At 72.5% G+C, this 10015-nt stretch carries 7 protein-coding genes and 2 pseudogenes; 8 read left to right on the top strand and 1 reads right to left on the bottom strand.

Going from position 1 to position 10015, the window contains the following annotated elements:
• The first annotated feature begins 131 nt into the window (after positions 1–131).
• The gene (locus ACFW1I_RS34825; RefSeq protein ID WP_384677518.1) at positions 132–704 is read left to right on the top strand and encodes a YdeI family protein; all 573 of its coding nucleotides are present in this window, start codon (positions 132–134) and stop codon (positions 702–704) included.
• Between the two features lie 75 nt (positions 705–779).
• Here ACFW1I_RS34825 and ACFW1I_RS34820 read toward each other — a convergent pair whose 3' ends face one another.
• Entirely contained in the window at positions 780–1934 is a 1155-nt protein-coding gene (locus ACFW1I_RS34820; protein WP_384677516.1) for a hypothetical protein, read from the bottom strand.
• Positions 1935–2291: 357 nt separating this feature from the next.
• Between ACFW1I_RS34820 and mtrA the strand changes: the two genes are divergently transcribed.
• From mtrA to ACFW1I_RS34785, 7 genes and pseudogenes are all read left to right on the top strand, one after another.
• Positions 2292–2969 carry a two-component system response regulator MtrA gene (gene mtrA / locus ACFW1I_RS34815; protein ID WP_030498730.1) on the top strand — a complete coding sequence of 226 codons (678 nt, stop codon included), beginning with the start codon at positions 2292–2294 and terminating at the stop codon, positions 2967–2969.
• Between the two features lies 1 nt (position 2970).
• Positions 2971–5119, top strand: a pseudogene (gene mtrB / locus ACFW1I_RS34810) (MtrAB system histidine kinase MtrB).
• On the top strand, positions 5109–6980 hold the full coding sequence (locus ACFW1I_RS34805) for an LpqB family beta-propeller domain-containing protein (RefSeq protein WP_384677514.1): 1872 nt from the start codon (positions 5109–5111) through the stop codon (positions 6978–6980). The pseudogene mtrB and the gene ACFW1I_RS34805 overlap by 11 nt, the downstream one beginning before the upstream one ends.
• A gap of 132 nt (positions 6981–7112) precedes the next feature.
• Positions 7113–7913 carry a ComF family protein gene (locus ACFW1I_RS34800; RefSeq protein ID WP_384677512.1) on the top strand — a complete coding sequence of 267 codons (801 nt, stop codon included), beginning with the start codon at positions 7113–7115 and terminating at the stop codon, positions 7911–7913.
• Positions 7914–8206: 293 nt separating this feature from the next.
• The gene (gene hpf / locus ACFW1I_RS34795; RefSeq protein ID WP_384677510.1) at positions 8207–8893 is read left to right on the top strand and encodes a ribosome hibernation-promoting factor, HPF/YfiA family; all 687 of its coding nucleotides are present in this window, start codon (positions 8207–8209) and stop codon (positions 8891–8893) included.
• A 202-nt stretch (positions 8894–9095) separates the two neighbouring features.
• The gene (locus ACFW1I_RS34790; RefSeq protein ID WP_384677507.1) at positions 9096–9860 is read left to right on the top strand and encodes a response regulator; all 765 of its coding nucleotides are present in this window, start codon (positions 9096–9098) and stop codon (positions 9858–9860) included.
• A 61-nt stretch (positions 9861–9921) separates the two neighbouring features.
• Positions 9922–10015: pseudogene (locus ACFW1I_RS34785) on the top strand (response regulator transcription factor); the annotation flags it as partial.

Here is a 10015-nt window from a genome sequence, read left to right as displayed (position 1 = left end):
ACTGCAGGGGGGACCCTGTGGGAGAGTAGGACGCCGCCGAACAATCATTGTGGGAAAGCCCCGCACCTTCTGGTGCGGGGCTTTTCTGCGTTCCGGGGGCCGTGGCCGGCCGGGTGTGGTTCGCTGCTGGGGTGACTCAGGACTTGGAGATCGTCGCGTTCGAATCCGCCGAGGCGTTCGAGGCGTGGCTCGGTGAGAACCATGCCGTCGCGCCCGGGATCTGGCTCAAGGTCCGCAAGAAGGGCCCCGGGATCGTCGCACTGGACTATGCCCAGGCGCTCGACGTGGCGCTCTGCTACGGCTGGATCGACGGGCAGAAGGGCACGTTCGACGACCAGTGGTGGCTCCAGCGGTTCACCCCGCGCACGGCACGCAGCAAGTGGTCCAAGATCAACCGGGACAAGGCCGTCGCTCTGATCGAGCAGGGCCGGATGCGTCCGCCGGGGCAGGCCGAGGTCGACCGCGCCAAGGCGGACGGCCGCTGGGACGCGGCGTACGACAGCGCGAAGACCGCCACGGTGCCGGACGACCTCGCGGCGGCCCTGGCAGCCGCCGGCGCGGCGGAGTTCTTCGAGACGCTGGACGGACAGAACCGCTACGCGATCCTGTACCGCGTCCAGGACGCCAAGAAGGCCGAGACCCGGGCGCGGCGGATCGAGAAGTACGTGGCGATGCTGGCGAAGGGCGAGAAGCCGTACCCGTAGCCCTGAGGGGGGAGGGGAAAAGAAGACAGCTCCCGGCCTCCTCGTGGAGGGCGGGAGCTGTCTCAGGGGGTGCTGTCAGCGGGACTGGGCGGCCTTGGTGAGCTCCAGGTCCAGGGCCTCGCGGCGGATGCGCTGGTCCACGTAGAGGAGGACCGTGACGGCGGCCGCGACGGGGTACGTGAGGGCGCTGCTGGCGATGCCGCCGACGGCCATGACGACGAGGTACGTCCAGCTGAGGTCGGAGCCCGCCGGGGTGCCGTCGAGAGCGAAGGCGACCGCGGTGAACGGGATCGTCAGGAGCATCGTGAAGATCATGATGAGGAGCTGGGTCAGCAGCGTGATGCCGAAGACCCGCCACCAGACGCCGTTGACCAGCTTCGCCGAGCGCTTCAGGGCCGGGACGATGCCTTGACGCTCCAGCATCAGGGCCGGCGAGGCCAGGCTGAAGCGGATCAGCAGCCAGATGACGGCGGCGAAGGCGGCCGTGCCGCCGAAGAAGGCGAGCGTCGCGCCGCCGGCGCCGCCGAGCAGCAGGCCAGGGAGCATCGCCACGAAGGCGAGGAGGCCCGCGCCCAGCGGCAGGGCCAGGGAGAGGAGCAGGAGCTGGGGGAGCCGGGGACTCGCCTCGCGCCACGCCTCGGAGAGCGTCACCGGGCGGCCCAGGATCGCCCGGCTGACGACGACGGTCAGCAGGGCGCTGACGAAGACCGAGGCGCCCACGGAGACCAGCATCGTCGGGGCCAGCTCGGTGAAGGAGGCCCGCAGGTACGCGGAGAGCGCCTCCAGCTGCTCCGCCGGGGTCGCGTCCGCGTGCAGGGTCGGCGGCTCGGCCGCCAGGTAGCGCTGGACGAAGACGAGGGCCGTCTGGGTGACCACGGCCACGGGGACCGTGACGGCCAGCACCGTCCGCCAGTAGCGGCGGAGGATCGCCACCGAGGCCTCGAGGATCTCGCCCACGCCCAGCGGGCGGAGCGGGATCACGCCCGGCTTCGGGGCCGGAGGGGCGCCGTGGCCGCGCTGTGGCGGCGTACCCCAGGCGCGGCCGGGAGCCGGCGGCCGGGGGCGGCCCGGGGTCGGCGTGGTCCACTGGCCGGCGGGCGGCTGCTCCTTCGACCACTGGGGAGCGGATCCGGTCGGCTCCGACGGCGCGGACTGCCCGGGGATCGCGGGGCCGTCCTGGCCGTCGGAAGGGGCGGATCCGGGCGGGTTCCAGCCCGGAGAGTCGTTCACGGTCGTCCACCTCGGCGGATTGGGTCGCGGTGCCGGTCGGCGAACCGGCTCGGTCACGGCGGCCGTCCACGAGCGGGCGGCGGGGCCGGCTGCCATCGTGTCATGAGGGGCCCCGGCGTGGACCGGGCCGGAACCGCTTCTCGTACGGGAGGACGAAGGTTGTTCCGGAACGTGGGCGTTCGGCCCCGCGCGGGGTACGGTTCTGGGCGACCGCGGGGGCACGGGGGTGACAGTCGTTACTGGCGGCGGGGCGCGCGGACACACGGAGTCAGGGGGCTCCTCCGAGGCGTCGTCGCAGGTCAGTGAGGTATCTCACCAGCCGCCTTGAGACTGATACGGAAATGGGATGATGTCGATATGAAGGGACGCGTTCTCGTCGTCGACGACGACACCGCACTGGCCGAGATGCTCGGGATCGTGCTCAAGGGTGAAGGGTTCGAGCCGTCGTTCGTCGCGGACGGCGACAAGGCTCTCGCCGCATTCCGGGAGGCCAAGCCGGACCTGGTGCTGCTGGACCTCATGCTGCCCGGACGGGACGGCATCGAGGTGTGCCGGCTCATCAGGGCCGAGTCCGGCGTACCCATCGTGATGCTGACGGCCAAGAGCGACACCGTCGACGTCGTCGTGGGCCTGGAGTCCGGCGCCGACGACTACATCGTCAAGCCGTTCAAGCCGAAGGAGCTCGTCGCCCGCATCCGGGCGCGGCTGCGGCGCTCCGAGGAGCCCGCGCCGGAGCAGCTCACCATCGGCGACCTCGTCATCGACGTGGCCGGGCACTCCGTGAAGCGGGACGGGCAGTCGATCGCGCTGACGCCGCTGGAGTTCGACCTCCTCGTGGCGCTGGCGCGCAAGCCCTGGCAGGTGTTCACCCGCGAGGTGCTCCTGGAGCAGGTGTGGGGCTACCGGCACGCGGCCGACACCCGGCTGGTGAACGTGCACGTCCAGCGGCTGCGCTCGAAGGTCGAGAAGGACCCGGAGCGCCCCGAGATCGTGGTGACCGTCCGCGGTGTCGGCTACAAGGCGGGACCGAGCTGACATGAGCAAGGGCAGTGCTGCTCCGGAGTCCCGGGACCCCGGGGGTCGTACGGGGCGGGCTGCCGGACCGGGGCGGGGGGGCTCGCGTTCCGGCCGCCTGACGCGTGGGGAACGGCTCCTCCAGGACGGGACGCCGGGAGGCAGGGTCTTCCGGATCGTCGCCCGGCTGGTGCGCCGGCCGCTGCTTCCGGCCGTACGGCTGTGGCGGCGGAACATCCAGCTGCGGGTCGTCGCGGGCACCCTCCTGATGTCCCTCGGCGTGGTGCTGCTGCTGGGCCTGGTCGTCATCGGCCAGGTCCGCAACGGTCTGCTCGACACCAAGGAGAAGGCCGCCCAGATCCAGGCCGCCGGCGGGTTCTCCGCCGCGCAGGACCGGGCGGCGACCACGCCGTCCGTGCCCGGGCAGGACGGCGTACGGGCCGGTTCCTCGGTGAACTGGCGCTCCACGCTCGTGGAGCAGCTCGCCAGTGGCGGCCAGAACGCGTTCAACGTGGTGGGGGGGGGGGGGGGGGGGCGCGGCATCCCCGCGCGCCCGGGGGCGGCGCGGGCCGCCGCCGCGGCGGGGGGCGCGCGGGCCGGGCGCGCGCCGCGGGCGCCCGCGTCTCGGCGCCTCGCCGTGCGGGCCCGCCAAGCGCCTACCATGTGGGTGGCTGTGCCCTGCCTCCCCACCCCCCCCCCCGAGCCGCGGCGCCCGTGCCTCCGGCGAGGTCGACCCGACGCGGTCCGTCCCCGCCGGCCTGCGGCACTCGGTGGCGCAGGGCAACACGCCGTTCCAGAAGTTCGGGCGGATCCACTACACCAGCGACAAGCCGTCCGAGCCGGGGCTGGTGATCGGCAAGCGGCTGAACGACGCCGAGGGCAAGCAGTACGAGCTGTACTACCTCTTCCCGCTCACGCAGGAGGAGGACTCCCTCGCCCTGGTCAAGACGACCCTGGCGACCGCCGGACTGTTCGTGGTGGTGCTGCTCGGGGCGATCGCCTGGTTCGTGGTGCGGCAGGTCGTCACGCCGGTGCGGATGGCGGCCGGGATCGCCGAGCGGCTCTCCGCCGGGCGGCTCCAGGAGCGGATGAAGGTCACCGGCGAGGACGACATCGCGCGCCTCGGCGAGGCGTTCAACAAGATGGCGTCCAACCTCCAGCTCAAGATCCAGCAGCTGGAGGAGCTGTCGCGGATGCAGCGGCGGTTCGTCTCCGACGTCTCGCACGAGCTGCGGACGCCGCTGACGACCGTCCGGATGGCGGCCGACGTCATCCACGAGGCCCGGGTCGACTTCGACCCCGTCACCGCGCGCTCCGCGGAACTCCTCGGCGACCAGCTCGACCGCTTCGAGTCGCTCCTCTCAGACCTGCTGGAGATCAGCCGCTTCGACGCGGGCGCCGCCGCCCTGGAGGCCGAGCCGATCGACCTGCGGCAGGTGGTGCGCCGGGTCATCGGCGGCGCCGAGCCGCTGGCCGAGCGGAAGGGCACCCGGATCGTCGTCGTCGGCGACGAGCAGCCCGTGGTGGCCGAGGCGGACGCCCGCCGGGTCGAGCGGGTGCTGCGGAACCTGGTCGTCAACGCCGTGGAGCACGGCGAGGGCCGGGACGTCGTGGTGAAGCTGGCCGCGGCCGGCGGGGCCGTCGCCGTCGCCGTACGCGACTACGGCGTCGGTCTGAAGCCGGGCGAGGCCACCCGGGTGTTCAACCGGTTCTGGCGGGCCGACCCGGCACGCGCGCGTACCACCGGCGGTACGGGCCTCGGCCTGTCGATCGCCGTCGAGGACGCGCGGCTGCACGGCGGCTGGCTCCAGGCGTGGGGCGAGCCGGGCGGCGGCTCGCAGTTCCGGCTGACGCTGCCGCGCACGGCCGACGAGCCGCTGCGGGGTTCGCCGATACCGCTGGAGCCCGAGGACTCGCGGCGCAACCGGGAGCAGGCCGCCGCGGAGCGGCAGGAGAACCGGACCGCTTCGGTGCCGGCCCAGCCGGCCGGGGAGCGGCCCCCGCTGCCCGTGCCGCCGCGGATCCCGGCGCCGCCGACGGCCGTCGACCCGGCGGCGCTGCCCGGCAACGGCGCCCGGGTGGTCGCCCGGACGGCGGCGGACACGGAGCACGGCCACGGCACGGGGACGGCGGGGAACGCGGAGCGGGAGGACGGCACAGGTGAGCGCTGACGCGCGACGGCGGGCGGGGCGGGGACGGAACGGACGGACGCTGGTGCTCGCCGTCTGCGGCGGGCTCCTGGCGACGGGCTGCGCGACCATGCCCGACAGCGGTGAGGTCCAGCCGGTGCGGGGGGCGAACCCGGGGGACTCGCAGGTGCGGGTCTACGCGGTCGCGCCCCGGGACAACGCGAACCCGGACGAGATCGTCGACGGCTTCCTGGAGGCGATGACCAGTGACGACCCCGGCTTCTCGACCGCCCGCAAGTACCTGACCCAGCGGGCCGCGAAGAGCTGGAAGCCGGAGCAGAGCATCACCGTGCTCTCCACCGCGCCCGACCGCGAGCCCGCCGACCGCAACGCGGACCCCGAGACCCAGGGCCGCGCCTATCCGATCTCCGGCCGGATGATCGCGACCGTCGACGCCCGGCACGCGTACCGGGCGAACAGCCCGGTGGAGTACGCGCAGGCCATCCACGTCGTGGAGGAGACCGCCGCCAACGGCAAGGACAAGGAGTGGCGGATCGACAGCCTGCCGTCCGGTCTGGTCCTCGGCGAGGCCGACTTCCTGCGGAACTACCGGTCGGTGAACAAGTACTACTTCGCGTCCGGCGAGGACTGGCTGGTCGCGGACCCCGTCTACATCCGGCAGCGGCAGGACCCGGTCACCCGGATGGACCCGGTGACGCAGACCGTGAAGGCGCTCCTGGAGGGGCCGACGCACTGGCTGCGGCCGGCCGTCGACTCGCCGTTCCCGTCCGGTACGGAGCTGCGCAAGGGCGTCACGTCGCTGGCGACGGACGACCAGTCCACGCTGAAGGTGCCGCTCAACGTGAAGGCCGACCGGTTCGGCGGCGAGGTGTGCCGGCGGCTGGCGGCGCAGCTGCTCGTCACGCTCGGCGACCTGCCGTCCGTGCGGGTCGACCAGGTGGAGCTCCAGGACGTCACCGGTGACGACGTGTGCCGGCTCGGGAAGGGGCAGGCGGCCGACTTCGAGGCGGTCCGGGACACCGGGCAGGACGCGACGCCGTACTTCGTCGACGACGACGGCCGGATGATGGCGCTCGACCCCGGCGGCAAGGACGTGGCGCCGCCGGACGCGGTGCCGGGGCCGCTGGGCAAGGGCGCGGTCCGGCTGGGCTCGGTCGCGGTGGCCCGGGACGGGACCCGGGCGGCCGGGGTGTCCGAGGACGGCGCTTCGCTCTACGTCTCGTCGATCGCCGCCGAGCAGGAACAGCTTCCGGCGGTGTTCAAGAGTTCGGCCGCCGCGACGGCGGCGCACGAGGACCGGCTCTCGCAGCCCAGCTGGGACGGGCGGGGCGACCTGTGGGTCGCCGACCGGGCCAGGGGTCACCAGCGGCTGGTGGTCGTGCCCGACGGCACCGGCAAGTGGATCGAGGTCCGCACGCCGTGGCTGACGGAGGACACCCGGGTCGAGTCGCTGCGCGTCTCGGCGGACGGGGTGCGGATCGCGCTCCTCATCACCCGGGAGGGGCGGACCACCCTCCAGATCGGCCGGATCGAGCGGGAGGACGGCACGGACGAGCAGGTCGTGTCCGTGGAGGACCTCCAGGCGGCCGCGCCGCGCATGGAGTCGGTCTCGTCCGTCTCCTGGGCCGGGCCGAGCCGGCTCGTCGTGGTCGGCCGGGAGGCCGGCGGCGTGCAGCAGATCCGCTACCTCCAGACCGACGGCTCCACCTCCGCGAGCTCGGTGCTGCCGGGCCTCAACGGGGTGCTGGCGGTGGCCGCGCCGTACAAGGAGACGGAGCCGCTGATCGCCGCCTCCGGCAACGACGGCATCGTGCGGCTGATGCCGGGGGCCAACTGGCAGCCGGTGGTGAAGTCCGGGACGGGGCCGGTCTATCCCGGGTAGGTCCTCGGGAGGTTTCCCGGCCGGTCTCCTGGCGGGTCTACCGGTGGTCTTCCGGCAGGGGTCTTCCGGGTTGTCCACAGGGCGTTGTCCACAGGGGTGGCGGGCGGCGTCGGGGGTGGTCAGAGTGGAGGCATGCGGGGCTGGTGGCGCGAGATCTCCGGACTGGTGCTGCCCGGTGTCTGCGAGGGCTGCGGGGTGCCTCGTACCGGGCTGTGCGCGGGGTGCGCGGGCGCGCTGGGCGGGGGAGGGGTCCGGGCGTGCCGGGTGCGGCCCGCGCCGGAGCCGGCCGGGCTGCCGGTGGTGCACGCCGCCGTGCCGTACGAGGGGGCGGTACGGGAGCTGCTGATCGCCCACAAGGAGCGCGGGGCGCTGGGGCTCGGCGGGGCGCTGGGCGGGGCCCTCGCGAGGGCCGTGGAGGCGGCTGTGGGCGGCTCGCGGGAGCGGCCGCTGCTCCTGGTGCCGGTGCCGTCCTCGCGGCGCTCGGTGCGGGCGCGGGGGCACGATCCGACCCGGCGGGTGGCGCTGGCCGCGGCGGCGCGGCTGCGGGCTGCGGGGCGGTCCGCGCGGGTGCTGCCGGTGCTGCGGCAGCGGCGGGCGGTGGCGGACCAGGCGGGTCTCGGGGCGCGCGGGCGGTGGGCGAACGTGGCCGGGGCGCTGGAGGTGGTGCCGGGCGGCGCGAGGCTCTTGGAGGCCGGCCGGGTGGTCGTGGTGGACGACCTGATGACCACCGGCGCGACGCTCGCGGAGGCGGCGCGGGCCCTCGGGGTCGTACACCCTGCGTTCACTCCCGGATGGGCGGGGAGATCCCGAAGTGATTCAACGCAGCACGAATTCGAACAGCGGGTGGCGGCTGTGATCGCATCATCTCCCGCTTCGTTCGAAATAAACCGGAACTCGCCAGGAACTTGGATCGTTGCAGGTGGTGAGAGGTAAAAGCCTCCGAATGGAGGTAAGTCTCGGCAGCGGGTGCCGACACCCGTCCGAAGGGGCTATGTTCGGTTGTGAGGAAGGGTGAATGCCCGAACTCATCGCATACACGGTTGCGCCTACAGGACAGGAGTTCAGGGCGAATTAACCTCTCGTCGATGGGGTGGCGATCTTGTCGACTGGGGAGGAGGAGGTCGAAGTCGCCAAGTCCGAGCTCCGGTGAGATCGCCGGGGCTGGTGCAAAGGGAGATGCCCGTCGGCCTAGGAGCCGGGCGGGCGATCCGGGAACGGAGTTCTGCGTGGACATCGTCGTCAAGGGCCGCAAGACAGAGGTGCCCGAGCGGTTCCGCAAGCACGTGGCCGAGAAGCTGAAGCTGGAGAAGATCCAGAAGCTCGACGGCAAGGTGATCAGCCTCGACGTCGAGGTGTCCAAGGAGCCCAACCCGCGGCAGGCCGACCGGTCCGACCGCGTGGAGATCACCCTCCACTCCCGAGGCCCGGTCATCCGGGCGGAAGCGTCGGCCGGCGACCCGTACGCGGCCCTCGACCTGGCCAGCGACAAGCTGGAGGCCAGGCTTCGCAAGCAGCACGACAAGCGTTACACCCGCCGGGGCAACGGACGGCTCTCCGCGGCGGAGGTCGCCGACGTCGTCCCCGGGGTCGCCCAGCTGAACGGCCAGGGCGAACTCGTCGCCGACGAGACCGGCGGCGCGGTGCCCACCACGATGATGGGCTCGATCGAGGTCCAGGGCGAGGGCCCGCTGGTGGTCCGCGAGAAGACCCACAAGGCCGCCGCGATGGGACTCGACCAGGCCCTCTACGAGATGGAACTGGTCGGGCACGACTTCTATCTCTTCGTCGACGCCGAGACCAAGCAGCCGAGCGTCGTCTACCGGCGCCACGCCTACGACTACGGCGTCATCCACCTGGAGAACGACCCGCTCGCCGAGAACAGCGGCGGAGCGGGTGGCGCGCTCGGCGGCTGACCCGTCGAACGGCTGACCGGCCGGCCCTTCCGGTGCCCCTGGAGCGCTTCCCGCGACCCCCAGGGGCACCCCTGTGCGCCCGGGGGGCCACCCCGGAAGGGCCCGGGCATGAAATCATGGCGTGCACGCCAACCGGTGCTTCCCGGGCAGTGGTTGGAGGACCGGAAACGAATTCAGGCCACGGCCTTCAGGGGGAGGAACGATGGCAGACAGCTTCGGCCCGGTGCTGAGCGGGCACGAGCGCGGTGCGCTCGCCCATGAGGGTGCTCCGGAAGGATCGGAATCGGCCAACGAGGTCTATCGCAAGGAGCCGATCCGCGTCCTGGTCGTGGACGACCACGCGCTGTTCCGGCGCGGTCTGGAGATCGTCCTCGCGCAGGAGGAGGACATCCAGGTCGTCGGCGAGGCGGGCGACGGGGCCGAGGCGGTCGACAAGGCGGCGGACCTGCTGCCCGACATCGTCCTGATGGACGTGCGGATGCCGCGGCGCGGCGGCATCGAGGCGTGCACCTCCATCAAGGAGGTCGCCCCCAGCGCGAAGATCATCATGCTGACGATCAGCGACGAGGAGGCGGACCTCTACGACGCGATCAAGGCGGGGGCCACCGGCTACCTGCTCAAGGAGATCTCCACCGACGAGGTCGCCACCGCGATCCGCGCGGTGGCGGACGGGCAGTCGCAGATCAGCCCGTCGATGGCGTCGAAGCTCCTCACCGAGTTCAAGTCGATGATCCAGCGCACCGACGAGCGCCGCCTGGTCCCCGCACCCCGGCTCACCGACCGCGAGCTGGAGGTCCTCAAGCTCGTCGCGACTGGCATGAACAACCGGGACATCGCCAAGGAGCTCTTCATCTCCGAGAACACGGTGAAGAACCACGTGCGGAACATCCTGGAGAAGCTGCAGCTGCACTCCCGCATGGAGGCCGTGGTGTACGCGATGCGGGAGAAGATCCTGGAGATCCGCTGAGGGCCCTTGCACCGGGACGCCCCTGCTGGGGGTCTGGGGGTTATCCCCCAGGAGATGCAGCATCTCCGAGAACACGGTGAAGAACCACGTGCGGAACATCCTGGAGAAGCTGCAGCTGCACTCCCGCATGGAGGCCGTGGTGTACGCGATGCGGG

This window comes from Streptomyces sp. NPDC058955 (genome assembly GCF_042741435.1).
In the GTDB taxonomy this organism is placed as follows: domain Bacteria; phylum Actinomycetota; class Actinomycetes; order Streptomycetales; family Streptomycetaceae; genus Streptomyces.
The sequence above is the reverse complement of the archived record's forward strand: the minus strand, read 5'-3'. Positions and strand labels throughout refer to the sequence as shown.

Excerpts from the sequence above, each read along its gene's own strand:
- ACFW1I_RS34790 (WP_384677507.1), top strand. The coding sequence starts at position 9,096 with ATGGCAGACAGCTTCGGCCCGGTGCTGAGCGGGCACGAGCGCGGTGCG.
- ACFW1I_RS34800 (WP_384677512.1), top strand. The coding sequence starts at position 7,113 with ATGCGGGGCTGGTGGCGCGAGATCTCCGGACTGGTGCTGCCCGGTGTC.
- mtrA (WP_030498730.1), top strand. The coding sequence starts at position 2,292 with ATGAAGGGACGCGTTCTCGTCGTCGACGACGACACCGCACTGGCCGAG.